General features: G+C 68.6%; 12 protein-coding genes and 2 pseudogenes. 4 read left to right on the plus strand and 10 right to left on the minus strand.

Annotated elements, in window-relative coordinates:
* Positions 1 to 238 precede the first annotated feature (238 nt).
* On the plus strand, positions 239 to 1,105 hold the full coding sequence (locus OG293_RS36045; protein ID WP_406002953.1) for an SDR family oxidoreductase: 867 nt from the start codon (positions 239 to 241) through the stop codon (positions 1,103 to 1,105).
* 774 nt (positions 1,106 to 1,879) lie between these two features.
* Here the strand turns inward: OG293_RS36045 and OG293_RS36050 are convergent.
* Both OG293_RS36050 and OG293_RS36055 read right to left on the minus strand, forming a co-directional pair.
* A complete protein-coding gene (locus OG293_RS36050; RefSeq protein ID WP_406002954.1) occupies positions 1,880 to 3,508 on the minus strand; it encodes an alpha/beta hydrolase in 1,629 nt (542 codons plus the stop codon).
* A gap of 743 nt (positions 3,509 to 4,251) precedes the next feature.
* Entirely contained in the window at positions 4,252 to 4,536 is a 285-nt protein-coding gene (locus OG293_RS36055; protein WP_406002955.1) for a hypothetical protein, read from the minus strand.
* 385 nt (positions 4,537 to 4,921) lie between these two features.
* On the opposite strand from OG293_RS36055, the gene OG293_RS36060 reads away from it, so the two are divergent.
* On the plus strand, positions 4,922 to 6,472 hold the full coding sequence (locus OG293_RS36060) for a hypothetical protein (protein ID WP_406002956.1): 1,551 nt from the start codon (positions 4,922 to 4,924) through the stop codon (positions 6,470 to 6,472).
* Positions 6,473 to 6,880: 408 nt separating this feature from the next.
* Here the strand turns inward: OG293_RS36060 and rbsD are convergent, their stop codons facing one another.
* From rbsD to OG293_RS36090, 6 genes and pseudogenes are all read right to left on the minus strand, one after another.
* Positions 6,881 to 7,270 (minus strand): D-ribose pyranase, encoded by a 390-nt coding sequence (gene rbsD, locus OG293_RS36065; protein ID WP_406002957.1) that lies wholly within the window; start codon positions 7,268 to 7,270, stop codon positions 6,881 to 6,883.
* A complete protein-coding gene (rbsK, locus tag OG293_RS36070; protein ID WP_406002958.1) occupies positions 7,267 to 8,184 on the minus strand; it encodes a ribokinase in 918 nt (305 codons plus the stop codon). The genes rbsD and rbsK overlap by 4 nt, the downstream gene beginning before the upstream one ends.
* 32 nt (positions 8,185 to 8,216) lie before the next feature.
* Positions 8,217 to 9,122, minus strand: a pseudogene (locus tag OG293_RS36075) (substrate-binding domain-containing protein); the annotation flags it as partial.
* Positions 9,123 to 9,207: 85 nt separating this feature from the next.
* A pseudogene (locus OG293_RS36080) lies at positions 9,208 to 10,203 on the minus strand (ABC transporter permease); the annotation flags it as partial.
* Positions 10,193 to 11,692, minus strand: a complete 1,500-nt coding sequence (locus OG293_RS36085) for a sugar ABC transporter ATP-binding protein (RefSeq protein WP_406003819.1) — start codon at positions 11,690 to 11,692, stop codon at positions 10,193 to 10,195. The gene OG293_RS36085 and the pseudogene OG293_RS36080, both read right to left, overlap by 11 nt.
* Before the next feature lie 50 nt (positions 11,693 to 11,742).
* Positions 11,743 to 12,750, minus strand: coding sequence for a LacI family DNA-binding transcriptional regulator (locus tag OG293_RS36090; RefSeq protein ID WP_406002959.1), 1,008 nt, complete (start codon positions 12,748 to 12,750; stop codon positions 11,743 to 11,745).
* 289 nt (positions 12,751 to 13,039) lie between these two features.
* Here OG293_RS36090 and OG293_RS36095 point away from each other — a divergent pair, with 289 nt between their 5' ends.
* Positions 13,040 to 13,141 (plus strand): DUF1963 domain-containing protein, encoded by a 102-nt coding sequence (locus tag OG293_RS36095; protein ID WP_406002960.1) that lies wholly within the window; start codon positions 13,040 to 13,042, stop codon positions 13,139 to 13,141.
* Positions 13,142 to 13,805: 664 nt separating this feature from the next.
* Here OG293_RS36095 and OG293_RS36100 read toward each other — a convergent pair.
* Together OG293_RS36100 and OG293_RS36105 are read right to left on the minus strand one after the other, a co-directional pair.
* Positions 13,806 to 15,479, minus strand: a complete 1,674-nt coding sequence (locus OG293_RS36100; RefSeq protein ID WP_406002961.1) for an amidohydrolase — start codon at positions 15,477 to 15,479, stop codon at positions 13,806 to 13,808.
* Positions 15,469 to 16,941, minus strand: coding sequence for a purine-cytosine permease family protein (locus OG293_RS36105; protein WP_406002962.1), 1,473 nt, complete (start codon positions 16,939 to 16,941; stop codon positions 15,469 to 15,471). The genes OG293_RS36100 and OG293_RS36105 overlap by 11 nt, the downstream gene beginning before the upstream one ends.
* Before the next feature lie 206 nt (positions 16,942 to 17,147).
* Here OG293_RS36105 and OG293_RS36110 point away from each other — a divergent pair, with 206 nt between their 5' ends.
* Positions 17,148 to 17,831, plus strand: coding sequence for a TetR/AcrR family transcriptional regulator C-terminal domain-containing protein (locus OG293_RS36110; RefSeq protein WP_406002963.1), 684 nt, complete (start codon positions 17,148 to 17,150; stop codon positions 17,829 to 17,831).
* Positions 17,832 to 18,200: the final 369 nt, after the last annotated feature.

Below are 18,200 nucleotides of genomic sequence, written 5' to 3' on the forward strand. Positions count from 1 at the left end.
TACGCGCCAAAGGGGCAACGGGATGATCTTGAAGTCCGGGCGAGGCAGAAGGGGCCTCACCACCCCGGCACGCGCCGCGCGCGGCCGGTGTCTCTGATGCTCCGCCGCGCTGCGGAGCAGCATTGCACGTTGCACCTTGATGGCTCAGATGCCCGGCGCAGGATGTGACAGGGCTGAGGTGCTCGGCTTGGCGAACGCCGCTCGTGACCGAACCCGTGCCGCTGCCTAGCGTGGCTACATGATCGCCATCACCGGCGCCGCCGGCAAGACCGGGCGCGCCGTCACCTCTGCACTGTCCCGGCGCGGGTTGCCCGTCCGCGCCCTCGTCCACTGTGCCAAGCAAATGCCCGCCGCCCACGCCGCCGGGGCGGTGAGCGCGCAGCCCATCGATGTCACCGACACCGCCGCGCTCGCCGACGCCCTACGCGACGTCGACGCCGTCTACCACATCGCGCCGAACGTCCACCCCGACGAGCTCGGCATGGGCCGCGCCCTGATCGATGCCGCTCGCCGCGCCGGTGTCGGCAGGGTCGTGTTCCACTCCGTGCTGCGGCCGCAGCTGCGCGCGATGTCGCATCACGAGGCAAAGCTGCGCGTCGAAGAGGCACTGTTTGTGTCGGGGCTCGCCGTGACCGTACTTCAGCCCGCGCCCTACCAGCAGAACGTCCTCGACGCCCGCGAGGCGATCACACGCGACGGTGACTACCCCGTCCCGTACCGCGTCGACGCGCCGTTCGCCGTCGTCGACCTGCGGGACGTCGCTGAGGCGGCTGCCATTGTACTTGCCGAAGAGGGGCACGTGGAGGCGGTGTACGAGCTGGCCGGCCCCGAGTCGCTAACCCCCCGCCAGATGGCTGGCTGTCTGTCCGCCGTTCTTGGCCGCTCCGTGACCGCACGCCAGGTCTCTCGGCAGGACTGGCAGCGGTCCGCCGAACGTCGTGGTCTCAGCCAATACGCGGTCGAGACCCTCCTGTCGATGTTCCGCCATTACGACGCGCACGGTCTGGTCGGCAATCCGCGGGTGCTGGCCGGACTCCTCGGCCGAGCACCGACTGCCTTCGAGGAGTTCGCGCGTGCCTCAGTGCTCGCCGAACCACAGAACTAGCCAAGGAATCCGGAAATGTTTAGGGTCCGGGCAGCGCCAGACGTCCTCACCGTCGACCGTGAGCGGGGCGGTCGCGGTCGAGCACTCCCGGCACGGAGGCGGGGAGACGAGGAGGCGAGGCCGGTCGGTCCGCAGCTCGCGAACCGACCAACCGTGCTCCCGTAACAGATCGGCGTAGGCGGACACGAGGACGTGCTCCTCCGCCGCGGCGTCAGCGAAGGAAAGACCCGTGAGCACGCCCGGGAACTGGGTGCGGTGGCTCTCCCGGACCTTCGCGGAGCCGGGAGCGCACGGGGAGCACAGGAATCCGGCCGTAGCGACCAGTCGCCAGCACAGGCGACTGACCACCGGTCAAGGCACGTGGAGCGCCCGTTGCGTGGAGACACGCACGGCGGGTGCGGCGGGCGGGTCGGGGAAACGGGCTGGTCACAAGGCCAGTACCGCGCCCCGGCCCGGCCCGACCCAGCCGCAAACGAGGGGTGATCAGTCCTTTGACCTGGAGGGTCGGGGCAGTTCTGCCGTGTTGGTCGACTCGACGAGCGCGAGAGGGCCGCCCTTCAGTTCGGGCACTAGTTGTAGATGGTGTTGCGGGAGACTCCGAGGAGCTTCGCGATCGAGGTGACGGTGTTCGCCGGGCGGGCGAGCAGGTCGCGGGCGTGACGTCCCTGTTCGTCGGTCATGGCCGGCGGCCGGCGGGCGGCGGAGCCGGGTGCATCGGGCGCGGGAGTCGTGGGGTGGTGTCGTTCCCGAACCGGTCTCGGCCAGCGTGTCGTCCTACCGCGCGGCGACGGCCAACCCGCCCCCACCGGTGTCCACACCGCCGCGCGGCTTGGGTGCGGCGAAGGGAGGCGCGTCCTGGCGGCACATTGTTCCGGTCGGCGGGAGGGCGCCGTCGATGAGGTAGCGGCTTGCATAAGCGTTGACGCAGCTGCTGGGGTTGAGCAGTGCCGTGTGCCCGACTGCATCGTGGGTCAGCAGGCGGGCATTGGCCAGCTCCTTCGCCATAGCCTGCGCGGCCGACAGGGGAGTGGAGGGGTCGTAGGTGTTCCCGACCACCAGGATGGGGTTCGCCGTCGGCTTGTTCCATGGGCCGCGGTAGCGGTCCTCGGCGACGGCCGGCCAGGAGGCACAGCCCGCGGAGGCCCAAATCCAGTAGCGTCCGGTGTCCCCCGCACGGGCGGCCTCGGCCTCTGCCAGGGTGTCGTACACACCGGGGTCCCGCGGGTTGGGGCTGTCGCCGCAGAAGACCGCGGTGCTCTGTTCCTCGCCCAGGTACGGATTCGGGTTGGGCACCGGTGGCGGGGGCGGGAGGGGGGACGGCTCCGGGACGCGGCCCTGCCACAGGTCCTGCAGCCTGCCGGCGAGTTCCGTCCCCCCGAGCTGGACGTCGTAGAGGCTGTTCACCACGTTGGCCACCGTGCCGGCGTAGGTCCACGTGCCCACGGGCTCCTTTCGGAGCCGCTTCAGCAGCTGGTCGTACTTGTCCTGGGTCGCCTTCGGGTTGCCGGCGGAGAACGCGCAGCGGGCGGTCGTCGTGGATCCGCACAACGTGAGGAACCGGTTCACGGTCTCCGCGGCGCTGCGGCCGGAGCCCAAGCGCTGGAACGACGTGGTCTGGGGGGCCTCGTCGGAGGCGTTGTTCGTCCAGGCCTGCGGGTCCCAGTTGGCGTCGAAGACCATGGCGCGGACCCTGCCGGGGAAGAGGTTCGCGTAGGTGGCGCCCAGGTACGTGCCGTAAGAGATTCCGTAGTAGGTGAGCTGCTGGTCACCCACCGCCTTGCGAAGCTGGTCGAGGTCGCGAGCGTTCTCGGCGGTCGACACATGGCGCAGGAGCTCGGGGGCACGCTGCTCACAGCGTCGGCCCAGTTCGTCGTACGCGGCGGTGAAGGCCGCCCGCTCCTTCTCTCCCACCGGGAAGCCTGCCGCTTTGCTCGCAGCCCAGTCTGCGGCTTCCTCGGGACTCGCGAAGCAGTTCACCGCGGTGCTGTTGCCGATGCCGCGGGGGTCCCAGCTGACGATGTCGAACCGCTCCCGCACCTCGCGCGGGAAGGACTCGTAGTTCTGTGGCATCTGGACCGTTCCGGGGCCGCCGGGTCCGCCGGGGTTGAAGAACAAGGTGCCGATGCGCTGTCCGGGGCCGGTGGCCTTCCGTTTGACGACGGCGAGTTCGATGGTGCGGCCACCTGGGTCGTCGTAGTCGAGCGGGACTTTCGCGGTCGCGCAGTCGAACGGACTGCCCTGGACGCAGGGTTTCCAGTCCAGCTGCGGGGCGGGCAGGGAAGGGGACGGCGCGCCACCGGCCGGAGCGTGAACCGGTCCGGTAAATGCCGTCGAGCAGATCACCACCGCGGCGAGGGCCGCGGCATGACGCCGACGGCCCGCTATCGGTGCAGGTATGTGCATGTCTTGTCCTTCCCGGTTCAGGGCCCGACGCCACCCATGCGCTGGACGTCGGCACGCATCCGGTCAACAACACCTCGGTCCGGCAAGGCGCGCGAGCGAACCGGGGCCGAATGGCGGAGCTACTGCCCACATCGTCTTAGGCCTGGGTATTGCGCCGCGAAGTACCTGGTCCGGGCTCGGAACTGCTGGCGCCGGTGTCGCGTCGGGTGGCGTGAGCACGGGGCTCCAGCCATTCGGACCCGGTCGCCTTGCGGGACCTGACCGGCCGCGGTGGGGTGGACGCGGATGCGTGCCGACGCAAGCGATCGCCTCGCACTTGCCGAGGCGACCAACACGGCGGAACTGCCCAGGCCTGCCACGTCCGAGGATTGATCACTGACGTTTGCGGCTGGTGACACGATTCTCACCGGCACGTCGGCCGTGAGTTCAGCCTGACTGAGGGACTTTCGATCGGTATGAATACGGCTTCTGGATCTGGCCAAGGCCGCGCCTTGTGGGCGGCCTTGGCCGACACCCGCAGCAGGGCCCTGTGCCGCCACGGGCGCGACGTGCTCCGCTGTGTGCCGGCTCAGACTGTGGCGGGCTGCGCAAGTACGACGGCTACCGTGCGCGCCACTGCTTCCAGGCGCGCAGTCCAGGACCACCGCCACGATCAACGACGTCGCTGCCTCTCCAGGCTTCTGCCGGAGCCCTGCGGGTCGGTAGGCGACGGAACTGCATGGGGGCGCCGCGGCGTCAGCGCGTCAGGCGGTGCGGTTGCTGGTGCGATGGGTCCGGCGGCGGGCTACCCGCCGCCGCATGGCGATGGCGCGTTCCGCCAGCACGACGGCGAGGGCGGTTGCACCGGTGAAGAGGCCGATGTTGTGGTCTGCGGCGGCGGTTACTGCGACGCCGGTCCCGGTGGCGCTGGTGACGCCGAGACCGGAGGCTGCGGTGAGCAGGAACCGTTCGACAGCTGCGTCGAGGCGCTGCAGGCGGGCGAGTTCACGTCGGAGGAGATCGGCAGACATGGTGGTCGGGTCCTGCATGGTCCGTCCTTAAGGAGTGAGGCTGCTGCGGCTGCGCGCCGTGTCCTCCAAGGGGACCAAATCGGTTCTTGTCCGTCAGGCCGGTTCGTTGCGCCAGATAACCTTTCAAGCAGGCCGCACAAGCCGTAGCGGGCCGCTAACGTTCCGTACAAACAGGATTGTCCGGACGCCTGGGGGATTCGTGGGTAGGCCATGGGGGGCATTGGATGAACACGCGAGCGCCGAGTTACGCGAGCTGGCCACCTTCTTGCGCCTTCACGTCAAGGAGAGCGGAAGCACTCTTGAGCAGCTCAAGCGGGCGGTGGGGTACTCGACGCAAAGGCTGAGCGAGTTCCTTGCCGCAAGGGCACTGCCTGAGGCTGCCACCGTGTGCAGACTCGTTGAGGTGACCGTACCCGCAGGCGTGCGGGCTGCTCAGCTCAAACGTGCACGGCAATTGCACCGGAAGGCGTACGAAGCAGCCGGCAAGACGCAGCGCCAAGTTCCGGTGCCCCGCCCGCCACAGGAGATCGAGAGCGACCTTGTCCGCCAGCTTCAACGCCTGGTCGACCTCGAACGCGAACGGGGAGAAAAGAACGAGCTGATCGTTCACCTCCGCATGATGGTCAATGCCCTCGACAGCAAGGTGTCGCGGCTGGAGAACGAACGGGACGAGCTGCTGGCTCAGCAAGCACAGGCGCTGACCTTGGACGGAGTCAACCGGAACATCGCAGTCACCCACCAGCAGAACAAGGAAGCTGCGGACGCGCTGCGCGAAGCCCAGGAGCAACGTGATCGGGCCGAGCAGATGGCGGCAGCCGCCCGGCTGGAAGTCGAAGACCTGCGCGCCCAGCTGGCCGCAGAACGCCGTCGCTCTCACGAGCAGGCCGACGGCCAGGATCACGCGATGGCCGACCCCACCAGCACGATCGATGCCGGCTCGGTGGCTGAGACGCTGGTCAAGATCCGCTCTCACCTCAGTGCCGGGGCGGACAAACTGGACCGCCTACAGGGCAGCGAACCGGACAACGACGAGCCGCCGGACAACCCGAGCACCAGCCCTTTCACTCCGGATAACCCCGGACAATGGAACGCGGTGGCCAACCGCCTGAACCCTCACGCCGTCGCGTCCGCACACTCGTTCCTTCAACGCCTGCTCGAGCTGGGGGACCACCCCGACAGAGCCCTCGCACTCCTGGAAGCAGTCGCAGCCACGTCCCCAGACCACCAGATGACCGCGCTTCTCATGCTCATCCAGGAGCACGGACGCTGGTGGTACCTGGAACGGGCAGTTCAAACCATCGCCCGGCTTCGGCCCGCCACCAGCATCGAGAGGATTGCGGCCGAGCTCAGCTTCTTCGAATGCTTCGATCTGAGATCCTGGCTCGCACCCCACACCTACAACACCACCACGCAACTCTCCGCCCGTGACGAGCGTCCCGGACGCCCTGCAACGCCGACCGAAGTCAATGAGCTTGCTCTGCATGGACTGCGCAGCACCGCCGACGACCACTTGAACGACCAGGGAACCCTGCAAGCTGCCTGTACCTGGTCGGCGCACGAACTAACGGCGCAGCTGTCTGACTACCTTCGCGGAGGCCACAAGGCCAAAGCCCGCCACCTGGCCATGGTGGCAGGACGAGAACGCTCCGGACCGTGCACCATCGCGCTCCTGCACACGCTGCACCACGCTGACGCGTCGGCGACAACCGTTACCGCGGTGCTTCAAGGCGTCGCCCAACGCTCCCCGCACAGCACCGGCCACATCCTCAAGGCGATGATGCCCGACCCCGCACTCCGCATCGCCACCCTCTACCTGCTTCTGCATCTGCGCATATCCGCTGCGCCCGCCGACGTCGACACCATCCATCGATCGCTGACCGTCCCGCAGCGCCACATCTATGCGCAGATGCTCGGCGAACGACAACTTGTACCGGCTTCTCGCGCAGCACCCTGATCATCTGAGGCCGCTGCACGCCGCTGCACGCCGCTGCTTCGGCTGGCGCACCGCCGATCACGCCATGTGAGGCAGGCAGACCTTTTCGCAAGCGGCTGGACCGGCATACGCCCGCGTAGATGCCGAAGGAGCCTCGTAAGGCCAAGCGGCCACGGAAGGCTGCGGCCAAAGCAGCTGCGCGCCCAGCCTTTCGGCTGGCCGACGCCGAGGAATGGCTGCGGGCCCACGGCAAGTTGCCGACGCGTCGAGGGTCCGCCGACCTCTGGCGGCGGACCCGGCGACGCAGCCCTGACGACGACCGCCCCAGCGCCAAGGCGACCGGCACTTCCTCCCGCTCCGGCAGTCGGCCGGCCGCCCGACGCGGTCATCGAGCACGGGCCGCTTCGCCGCTGTACCAACTCCCTCCCGTCAGAACGGGACGCCGCAGCGGAGCAGCACATTCGAGTACGGCATTGCCTCTCCCGTGCGCACCACCAAGCGGGCCTCACGGGTGCGGAGCTTGAGCTCCTCGTGGGGGATGAGCTCAAGCCGGCGGAAGTGGTTGTGGAGCAGCCCGGCCGCAGCGGGGTTGCGCAGGCTCACCTCCTGCGCGGCTGTGGCGCCCTCCACGACGAGTTCGTCGAGGATGCCGTCGAGCACCTCGGCGAAGGACGGCGTGCCCGCCCGGAAGGCGAGGTCGACGGCCTCGACGCCCGCTGGGATCGGGAGGCCGGCATCGCAGATCATCACCAGGTCGGTGTGCCCCAGGCCGGCCAGTGCTCCAGCGAGTTGCCGGTTGAGAATTCCGCTCTTCTTCATAGGGCTTCGACCTCATCGAGGGTGGGGAAGGACAGCTGGGCACCGGCACGGGTGACGGCTGCAGCGCCGACCCGTACGGCGAACCGTACGGCTGTCTCCAGGTCGTCGCCGGTGCCGAGTCGCCAGGCCAGGGCTCCGGTGAAAGCGTCACCCGCGCCGGTGGTGTCCACCGCCGCCACCGGGACTCCTGGGACGCGGGTCGTACCGGCGGGGCCGGCGACCAGCGCGCCGGAGGGCCCGAGGGTGACGACCACCGAGCGGGGGCCGCGCGCAAGCAGCGCGGCAGCCCATTCCTCGGGGGTGTCCTCCTCCGCCGCCGCGTCGTCGTCGGCCCGCAGCAAGAACCGTGCCTCGTGCTCGTTGACCACCAGCGGATCGCAGGCGGCCAGCACCTCGGCCTGAAGCGGCACGGGCGGCGAGGGGTTGAGCACGACACGCGTTCCGGCCTCCGCGGCGGCACGAACCGCGGCGGCGACGGTCTCCACCGGGATCTCCAGTTGCAGGGAAACCACCCGTGCTGCGGCCAACAGCTCACCGGCCGCCTGCACATCCTGCGGGGAGAGCCGTGCGTTGGCTCCGGGCGAGACCACGATGCTGTTGTCGCCGGAGGGATCCACCGTGATCAGGGCCACGCCGGTGGGCGCGTCACCCACCAGGACACCGGTCGTGTCCGCGCCGGCCTGTGTCAGCGAGTCGGTCAGCAGCCGCCCGTGCGGGTCGGAGCCGACCCGGGCGAGCAGGGCCGCCCGGGCACCGAGCCGGGCGGCCGCGACGGCCTGGTTGGCGCCCTTGCCGCCCGGGTAGGTGGCAAGGTCGGAGCCGAGTACGGTCTCTCCGGCCGCAGGGCGGCGTTCAACACCGATCACCAGATCGGCGTTGGCCGACCCGACGACCAGCAGGTCGTAGCCGCACATCCTTGGGTTCCTCACGTTTGTGGGCGAGTGGGTCAGGAAGAGAAGCCGGCGACGTTCTGCTTGGTGACGACCTTCACCGGGACCTTGACCGTGTCGGTCATCTTCTCGCCCTTGGCGGCCTTGACCGCGTTCTGGACGGCCAGCTTGCCGAGTTCCTTCGGCTGTTGGGCCACCGTCGCGGACAGGGTCCCGGCCTTGACCGCCGTGAGGCCGTCCGGGGTGCCGTCGAAGCCGACGACCTTGACGGACTTGCCGGCCTTGCTGCCCAGGGCCTTGATGGCGCCGAGCGCCATCTCGTCGTTCTGTGCGAAGACTCCGTTGATACCGGTGTGGGCCTGCAGCAGGTTGGTCATGACGTCCAGGCCCTTGGTGCGGTCGAAGTCGGCCGGCTGCTCGGCAACGACCTTGATGCCCGGGTACGCCTTGAGGCCTTCCGCGAAGCCCTGGCCGCGCTCACGGGCGGCGGAGGTGCCGGCGGTGCCCTGCAGAATCACTATGGTGCCCTTGTTGCCGAGCTGCTCGGCCATGGTCTTGGCGGCGAGCTTGCCACCCTCGACGTTGTCCGACGCGACGGTGGTGGCGATCTCGGCGCCGTTGACACCGCGGTCGGCGGCGATCACGGGGATGTTGGCGTTGCCGGCGACCTTCACAGAGGGGCCCGCGGCGTCGGAGTCCACCGGGTTGATGATGATCGACTTCATGTTCTGGCTGGTGAAGTTCTGGATCTGGTTCGCCTGCTGGGAGGCGTCGTTCTGGGCGTCGGTGACGGTGAGGCTGACGCCTTCGGCCTTGGCCTCCGCCTGTGCCCCGGCCTTCAACTGGACGAAGAAGGGGTTGTTGAGGGTGGAGATCGACAGGCCCACCTTCGTTCCCGTGGAGCCGGACGAGCCGGAGTTGCAGGCGGTGGCGGTGAGGGCGAGCGCGGCGACGGCGGTTGCGGTGATCGCGATCTTCTTGGTGTTCATGGCATGTCCTTATGAGTGAGACTGGTTCAGGGAGGGAAGTGCGCGGGACTGCGGGTCAGGCCCGGCGGCGCAGTGTGTCCACCAGGACAGCGAGCGCGATGACCACGCCTATGACGACCTGCTGCCAGAAGGCCGAGACCGACAGAAGGTTGAGGCCGTTGCGGAGCACGGCGAGGATGAGCGCGCCGATGAGGGTTCCGGACGCCTTGCCGACTCCGCCGGACAGGCTGGCTCCGCCGATGACGACCGCAGCGATCGCGTCGAGCTCGTAGCCGTAAGCGGCCTGGGGCTGGGCGGAGGACAGACGGGAGGCCAGGACGATGCCCGCCACCGCGGCGAAGAGACCGGACAGCGCGTAGATCACGAGTTTCTGGCGCTTGACGCGGATGCCCGAGAGGCGGGCTGCCTCCTCGTTGCCGCCGATCGCGTACATCGCGCGGCCGATGTAGCAGCGGCTCAGGATGGCGGCCGTGATCAGGCCCATCGCGACCATCACCAGTACCGGTACCGGGAGCCAGCCGCCGAGCGTACTGCCGAGCGAGGACACGGAGTCCGGCAGGGCTATGGGACTGCCCTGGGAGATGACCAGGGACAGGCCGCGGCCGATGGAGAGCATCGCCAGCGTGGCGATGAACGGCGGCAGCTTCCCGAAAGAGACCAGTACGCCGTTGACCAGGCCGCAGGCGATGCCGGCGGCGATGGACAGGAGGACCGCCGCCCAGACCGGCAGTCCCTGCGATGTCGCTGTCCAGGCCAGCACGGTGGCCGACAGCGCGGCGACCGAGCCCACTGACAAGTCGATGCCCGCCGAGACGATCACGAACGTGGAACCGAAGGCCAGGATCGCCGTGACGGCCGACTGGACGCCGACGTTGAGCAGATTCTGGGTCGTCAGGAAGTCGCCGGACAACAGCGACAGCGCCGCGACCAGGACCACCAGGGCGCTGAGCGCACCGTTGTCGAGCAGCAGTCGGCGCAGGCCGTCCACGCGTGTCGGTTTCGTGTCCAGACCCTTGCCCGGGCCGTTGCCTCTGCTGAGCACGTCAGTGGCCACGGGAGCCCTCCTTCTCGTTCGAATCGGACGCGACTTGGACCGCCAGGGCCATGACGGAGTCCTGAGTTGCTTCGTGCGCGGGGAGTTCACCGGCGATCCGGCCTTTGGCCATGACCAGGACCCGGTCGCTCATGCCCAGCACCTCGGGGAGGTCGCTGGAGATCATCAGGACCGCGTGGCCGGATGCGGTCAGTTTGTTGATGAGCTGGTAGATCTCGACCTTGGCACCCACGTCGATGCCGCGGGTCGGCTCGTCGAGGATCAGCACCTTGGTGTCGGCCAGAAGCCACTTGCCGATCACGACTTTCTGCTGATTGCCACCGGACAGGGTGCGCACGTGCTGCCCCAGGCCGGCCATCCGCACCTTGAGCTGGGCGGAGATCTTTTCGGCCGCTCGACGCTGTCCGGACCGGTCGACGAAACCGGCGCGGGTGGAGCGGCGCAGCGTGACCAGGCCGAGGTTCTCCTGGACGGTGGCGTCCAGAACCAGGCCCTGCCCCTTGCGGTCCTCAGGGACGAGGCCGATGCCGGCGTCCATCGCGGCGCTCACGTTGTGCCGCGGCAGGGTCTTGCCGAGAACCACTACGGTGCCGCGGTCGTAGGGGTCGGCGCCGAAGACCGCGCGGACGACCTCGGTACGCCCGGCTCCGACCAGGCCGGCCAGACCGACCACCTCACCGGCCCGTACCTCGAAGGCGACGTCGTGGAACGTTCCGCTGCGGGTGAGTCCTGTGACGCTCAGCAGCGGTGCGCCGATGTCGCCGCGCACGCGCGGATACTGCGCCTCGATGCTGCGGCCGACCATCAGCCGTACCAGTTCGTCCTCCGGGGTGTCGGCCCCGACCTGGGTGACGCTGCGGCCGTCGCGCAACACGGTCACCCGGTCGCCAAGGGCTGCGATTTCCTCCAGGTGGTGGGTGATGAAGACGATGCCGACACCGTCCGTGCGCAGCTTGCGCACGATCCGGAACAGTTTGTCGACCTCTTCCGTGGTGAGCACCGCGGTCGGCTCGTCCATGATCAGGATCCGGGCGTCCAGGCTCAGCGCCTTGGCGATCTCCACCATCTGCAGCTTGGCGATGCCCAGTGCGCCGACCGGGGTCTGCGGGGAGACGTCCACACCGACGCGGGCGAGCAGTTCGGCGGCGGCGGCGTTCATCTTCCGGCGGTCGATCATGCCGAACCGGCGCGGCTGCCGTCCCAGGAAGATGTTCTCGGCGACGCTGAGCGCGGGGATGAGGTTGAACTCCTGGTAGATGGTGGCGATACCGAGCCGCTCGGCGTCCTGGGCACCGTGGATGCGTACCGGGTCGCCGTCAACCAGGATCCGGCCGCCGTCCGGGCGGTGGGCGCCGGAGAGCATCTTGATCAGCGTGCTCTTGCCCGCGCCGTTCTCGCCCAGCAGGACGTGCACCTCACCGCGGCGCAGATCGAAATCGACTCCGTCGAGTGCCCTCACGCCGGGAAACGACTTGGTCACGCCCTCCATGCGGAGCAGTTCGGTCTGGTCCACGGGCTTTTCAGAAGTACTCGGCCTGCTCAACGACTTCTCCCTTCGGGCTCGCCGCATGAGCGGCGGACTACGAGGCGGGCGGAGAGGGTGACCGACGATGCGGTCCGGCCTTCCACTCGCTCGATCAGCGCTCGCACAGCGGCGCGACCGAGTTCGCCGGTGGGCTGGGCAATCGCGGTGATCGGCGGATCGGTGTGGACGAACCACGGGATGTCGTCGAACGCGGCAAGCGCCACATCGTCGGGCACGCGCAGTCCGCGAGCCCGGATCTCGTCCATCGCGCCGAGCACCATCAGGTTGTCGGCCGCGAAGATCACCTCGGGCGGCCGGGGCAGTTCCAGGAAGCGGGCGGTGGCACGCCGTCCGCTTGCCGCCTGGAAGTCGCCCTGCCCGATGTACTCCTCCGGCAGGGGCAGACCGTGCTCACGCAGCGCGTCGCGGAATGCCTCGACGCGTTCGCTGCCCGTGGTGGTCACCGCAGGGCCGGCGATGATGGCGAGTCTGCGGTGGCCGAGCCCGCAGAGATGGGCGACCAGGTCCCGTACCGCTTCACGGCCGTCGGTACGCACACCCGGGACATCGACTCCTGGAATCCAGCGGTCGACGAACACCATCGGAGTGCCGGCGTGGGCGGCCTCCAGTATCAGGGGCGAACCGCTGTCGGTTGGGCTGACGAGCAGCCCGTCGATGCGGCGCTCCAGCAGGGTGCGCACGTGATGGTCCTGCAGATCCGGCTGCTCGTCGGCGTTACCGATGATGACGCTGTACCCGAGCCTGCGCGCCTCGTCCTCGACCGAGCGGGCCAGCTCGGTGAAGAACGGGTTGAGCACGTCGCTGATGACCAGCCCGAGCGTTCTGGTCTGGTCCGTGCGCAACGAGCGGGCCACAGCATTCGGCCGGTAGCCGAGCTCGTTCACCGCGGACAGCACCCGGCTGCGGGTAGCCGGGCGGACCGACGGATGACCGTTGAGGACGCGGGAGACAGTCGCGACGGAGACATCCGCGCGGGACGCCACGTCCTTGATGCTCGCCATTGACGCATCCCTCCCTGGAATCGATTACATGGAGGGATTGAAAACGATTACAAGCGGGAGGGCAAGTGTCCGAAACCTGATTGTGACCAAACCCCCGGCAGGAACGAGGGTCCCGGCCCAGTCAAGGGCCACAAGCGCCTCCGCCGCAGGTCGGGCAGCGGATCGTCATGCTTTCGACGCTGGCGGAGGAGCGTCTGCATCCCGATCGGGCCCACGGCGGACGTGCCGACGGCTGTGCTTATCGCAAGATTCTCCATCGTCACAGTTCGACAGCGAGGACGCCGCAGACATGACGTGGGGCGAGGCCGGAGCCCTGTATTGGCTGATCCGCCCGAAGGACCTGGCCGAGCGCCGATTCGACCGGGCGAGGTTTACCTGGCAGTGCAGCTGATGGCCGCCGCTCCTCCCGCCTGGGGTGTCCAGTACACACTGTGCCTGCCCGACGAAGATGCGGCGCGGGCTGCCGCAGCTGAGCTGGCCCGGATGGGGCACCGTCTGACGGCGGTGCGGGTTCACGATCACTTCCGGTTCGTTCCATCGAGCTTCTGGTGCGGCCTACCATCGATGGATCCTGAGCTGGAGGGCCGGTGGCAGGTCTTCTCACTGCCTGTCCAGAGCGGGTACGACCGCACCGAAGCCGGTGAACATCATCGGAGCCGACACGGGCGCGAGGTCGGGCGGCGAGAGAACAGCGCGTAGCCTGCGGTGACGGCCGCAACCGCAGTTCCGGTCCAGGCGCTGCCACCACTCATGACGTCCCACTCTGCCTGTCGCAACGCGCGAAGCCGTGACCGTGGAACGGGAGAGAACGCGCGCTGCGGCCCCACTCACCGCGAACGTGCTCCTGTCACCGCGAACGTGCTCCTGTACCGGGCATCGGAGCGTCGGGCGGCAGCCCGGGCCGCAGAGGCACCGTGTCGAGCTCTGCGAGGGCCGATCAGAGATCAGGTGGCGCGAGGCGGGAATCCGAGTAGGGCACCGACACGCGTCGATGTGGAACCCCAGGACCAAACCGCCTGGCAGAGCCTGCCCGGCCAGGCGCCGCCAAGGTCCGGCTACTCGGGGCGGTACACCACCTGTCCGGCGGCGATCGTGAGCACGGCCCGGGCATCGGCCAGCGGTGCCGCGTCCGGTGTGACGAAGCCGGGGGCGAACAGGTCGCGGTCCAGGAGCACCAGGTCGGCGCGGCGGCCGACTTCCACGGCGCCTGCCTGCTCGTCGTGGTTGACATAGGCCGAGCCCAGCGTGAAGGCGTCCAGGGCATCGTCGAGGGGCAGCCGCTGGTCGGGCAGGAAAGGGGCGTTGCTGCGGTTGTCGGGATCGGTCCGTGTGATCGCAACCTCCAGTTGCCGCAGCGGATCGGCGGTGGTGACCGCCCAGTCGCTGCCCATGGCAAGGCGGGTGCCGCAAGCGAGCAGGTCGGCGAAGGGGTATTGCCGCAGTGCCCGTTCGGGGCCGAGGAAGGGCACCGTCAGGTCGTCCATCTGCGGTTCGTTCTTGGCCCAGTACGTCTGGAGGTTGGCCACGACGTTCAGTTCGGCGAAGCGCTTGATGTCATCGGGATGGACCAGCTGCAGATGAGCGATGTGGTGGCGCCGGTCGCCGACGCCGTTGGCGGCGCGGGCCGCGGCCACAGCGTCGAGCGCGTTGCGTACCGCGCGGTCGCCGATTGCATGCTGGTGCACCTGGAAGCCGTGGCCGTCGAGCTCGACCAGAGCGGCGGCGAGCACTTCCTGGTCGATGTAGGTGAGTCCGCGGTTGTCGCTGTGCCCACCACAGCCGTCGCAGTACGGTTCCAGGAGCGCGCCGGTGTGGTTCTCCAGCACCCCGTCCGTCATGATCTTCACGGAGGTCGGGTGGAAGCCCGAGCCCAGGTGCGCGCGGGGTGATGTGACGGCCAGTCCACGCTCGCGCCGGGCAAGCAGATCGCTGATCTGTTCCAGACCCTGGTGCCGGTCCCACCACAGCGCGCCCACCACCCTGGCGGTGAGACGTCCGTCGGCGGCGAGGGTTTGGTACGCCTGCTGGGTGGCGGGGGTGACCCAGGCGTCCTGCCAGCCGGTAATGCCGAGGGCGTGCAGGTGTCCCTGGGCGGTGAGGATCGCGGCTTCCCATTCTGCCTGGCCAGGGAGCGGGACGTGGGTGTCGTTGTAGCTGTAGGCGGCGCCCTCGTGGAGGGTGCCGGTTGGTTCGCCGGTGACCGGGTCGCGCTCGATCCGGCCGTCGGTGGGGTCGGGAGTGCGGCGGTCGATCCCGGCGAACTCCAGGGCACGGGAGTTGACCCAGGCTCCGTGCACGTCCCGGTTGAAGAGGAAGACGGGGCGGTCCGGGACGATCGCGTCGAGGTCCTCCTTTCGGGGGGTGCCGCCGGGGAAGTGCTCCATGGCCCAGCCGCCGCCGACGATCCACGGCTCGTCGGGGTTGGCCCTGGCGTAGGCGGCGATGGCGTCCAGGTAGGCCTGGCGTCCCTCCAGGTCGTTGAGCCAGATGCGCAGCAGATTGCGGCCGGCGAAGGGTGCGTGGACGTGAGCGTCCTGGAAGCCTGGCAGTACCAGTCCGCCGGGAGCGTGCACCCTTTCCGTACCTGGCCCGGCCAGCTCCAGGACGTCCGTATCGTCGCCGAGGGCGGCGATACGCCCGTCGCGTACGGCCACGGCCGAGGCCCAGCGGCCCGCCGAGAGGCGGGCCCGGGCACCGGTGATGATGAGGTCGGCCCGGTCAGTGGGCAAGGTCGAGTACACCTTCCTCTTCGACGATGCGGCGCTCCGCAGGAATGTCGAGTGAGCGGCAGAACATCAGGTAGAGCAGGCCGGCCACGGGCAGTCCGACGAACATGGAGTAGTCGACGCCGCCCAGTGCCGATGCGGCGAAGCCGGTGAAGGGGGTGGTCACGACGAACGGGATCATCGCCACTATGGCCAACAGGTAGGCCAGGTTGCCACGCCATCCCCAGCGGCCGTAGATGCCCTGGGGGTTGAAGATCTCTCGGATCGAGTAGGCGCCTCGACGGACGAAGAAGTAGTCCACCAGGTTGATCGCGGTCCATGGTGTGAACAGGTAGGCGAGGAAGATCAGTACGTTTCCGTAGAAGGCGTTGAACCGGTCCACTCCGACGAACTGGGCCACGCCCCAGACCAGGGCGAACATCACAGCGATGCACACCGCGCGGATTGTGCGGGTCGATCGGACGGGCTTGAAGCTGTCCCAGATGGAGATGATCGACATCATGCCGCCGTACTGGTTGATCGCCATCACTGACAGCAGGCCGAGCAGGAGCGCCGCGACCATGAACCAGCCGAGCCCGCCGACCAGGTTGTCGGCCATCTGCTTGAACGCGGCCACGGGGGTGGCGTCCGGGTAGGCGGCCGAGGCCACCGCGCCGATGGCGAAGACCCAGATCCCGGACAGTGCGCTGGGCAGGTACGTCCACCAGAAAGTGGACCGCACCCCGACACCGGCGGGCAGGTAACGGGAGTAGTCGGAAACATACGGGGCCCAGCCAAGCTGGAAGCCGGCGACGATCACGAACGCGGTCATGAAGGCTGCCGCCTTGAATCCGCCGAACGAGAATGCGTCCGCTGGCAGGCCGCCGTCAGCGAGGGCGGCGACGGTGACCACAATCATCACGGCGACCAGCGGCCAGGTCAGCCAGCGGCTCACCCGGTGGATCCAGCGGTAGCCGTACAGCGCGATCAGAGCGGCCACGGAGGCGGCGATGAAGTAGCCGTAGCTCTCGCTCAGGCCGAACAGGGTGTGCAGCGCGTCGCCGGACAGGATCGCGTCGGAGGTGTTGTAGGCGACGTAGTTGACCAGGGCGAAGACCCACACCGTCAGCGCCGCGCCCAGATAGCCGAACTGGGGTCTGGACTGCACGAGTTGGGGCAGGCCCAGTTGCGGTCCCTGGGCGGAGTGGAAGGCCATGAAGAAGGTGCCGAACAGCGAACCGAGCACGGTGGCGATCAGAGTCCACATGAGCCCGGCGCCGATGCTGAGCGCCGTCACGCCGGTGGCCATCGCCGTGAGGTTGATGTTGCCGACGAACCACAAAGCGCCGAGATGCGCGGGAGTGCCGTGCCGTTCGGCGGCGGGGATCCAGTTGATCGAGTGGACCTCGATCCCGGAGGGTGCGGTGGCGGGGGGCCCCGACTGATCGGTCGCGGGCGTTGCGGGGGACGGAGCGGGAGTGGGCATGCGGAGCCTCCTGGGATGAGCGGAGGTGGTGCCGGGGGAGCGGAGCCTCAGTGTGGGTTCAAGCCAATTGGATAGTCAATGGCATCGACTACAGATAATCTGCCGATTGGCAGCAGGAAGGCGGCCGACAGATAGCATCCTGGGGGCGCTCTGCCCAGGTCGGTACAGAACTGGCCGCACACTCATACGGAGAGGATCCAACCTCGATGGCGGCCAAGCCGCAGCGCAGGCCCCGACGGCCACGGGGCAGTCTCAACCAGCAGGTCATTGCCGAGGCCGCACTCCGGATCGCTGACCGGGACGGCATGGAGGCCCTCACCTTCGAGGCGCTGGGGCGCGAACTGGAGGCACATCCGACAGCGATCTACCGGCATTTCCGGGACAAGGACGAGCTGCTGCTCGCCCTCATCGACCTTCTGCACGCCGCAGTCACCTCCGGCGGACTTCCCGTCACCGACGACTGGGCAGCAGATCTGCGCGCCGTGGCAGGCCGCATCCACGACGCCTTCCTCGCCCACTCCCAGGTCGGTCAGTTGGTGGCAGCCCGCACCGCACGGCGGCAGCACGAGTTCGAGGTCGTCGAACACATCCTCGGCTGCATGCGCCGGGCCGGGCTTGACGAGACGGAGGCCGCCCGCTGCTACCGGGTCTTCGCCGACGCGGTCCTGGCGTACTCCAGCATGGACGCCGCACTGCACGCCCTGGACGCGCCCACGCGCGACGCCGACCTTCTTGCCTGGCACGTTGACTACCGCAAGCTGCCCGCCGAGGCGTACCCGAACCTTGCGGCCACCGTCGACCACATCCCGCCCCTCGACTCGCCCGACAGCTTCGCGCTCTTGGTCGACCTGCTGATCGCAGCGATCAGCGCCCGCGCCGGGACCCGCTAGTGTCCTGCGCCGGTAGTTGATCGACAGCCGTTCCGCGGCGGCTGGCGTGGAAGATGGAGCGGATCTGGACCCGGACGCAGAGTCCAGCGAAAACACAACGGCTCGTGCCAGAAGGGCAGTGGGACAATCGGCGGCCGCATGCTGCACCCCCGTGATCTGGTCGCCTACGAGGCCGCTGGCATCGAGGACGCCGACGCGTGGGCGGCGTCGGCGTCGCCGGCCTGGACGGCCGCATGCTCATCTCGCTCCAGCGCCGGCCATTGGCCATAAGTGGTCGACGCTCGAAATCCTTCGGGGTTGACATAGGAGTCCGAACCATGCCGTGAGGTGCTCAGCGATCTGGGTCGTGCGGTTCAGGTCGGTGCTGCC

Origin of the sequence: Streptomyces sp. NBC_00829 (genome assembly GCF_045161795.1) — a bacterium.
Taxonomy (GTDB): domain Bacteria; phylum Actinomycetota; class Actinomycetes; order Streptomycetales; family Streptomycetaceae; genus Streptomyces.

Coding starts and splice junctions, on each gene's coding strand:
- OG293_RS36045 (WP_406002953.1), top strand. CDS start 239: ATGATCGCCATCACCGGCGCCGCCGGCAAGACCGGGCGCGCCGTCACC.
- rbsK (WP_406002958.1), bottom strand. CDS start 8,184: ATGTGCGGCTACGACCTGCTGGTCGTCGGGTCGGCCAACGCCGATCTG.
- rbsD (WP_406002957.1), bottom strand. CDS start 7,270: ATGAAGAAGAGCGGAATTCTCAACCGGCAACTCGCTGGAGCACTGGCC.
- OG293_RS36055 (WP_406002955.1), bottom strand. CDS start 4,536: ATGCAGGACCCGACCACCATGTCTGCCGATCTCCTCCGACGTGAACTC.
- OG293_RS36095 (WP_406002960.1), top strand. CDS start 13,040: ATGACGTGGGGCGAGGCCGGAGCCCTGTATTGGCTGATCCGCCCGAAG.
- OG293_RS36085 (WP_406003819.1), bottom strand. CDS start 11,692: ATGGAGGGCGTGACCAAGTCGTTTCCCGGCGTGAGGGCACTCGACGGA.
- OG293_RS36105 (WP_406002962.1), bottom strand. CDS start 16,941: ATGCCCACTCCCGCTCCGTCCCCCGCAACGCCCGCGACCGATCAGTCG.
- OG293_RS36110 (WP_406002963.1), top strand. CDS start 17,148: ATGGCGGCCAAGCCGCAGCGCAGGCCCCGACGGCCACGGGGCAGTCTC.
- OG293_RS36050 (WP_406002954.1), bottom strand. CDS start 3,508: ATGCACATACCTGCACCGATAGCGGGCCGTCGGCGTCATGCCGCGGCC.
- OG293_RS36090 (WP_406002959.1), bottom strand. CDS start 12,750: ATGGCGAGCATCAAGGACGTGGCGTCCCGCGCGGATGTCTCCGTCGCG.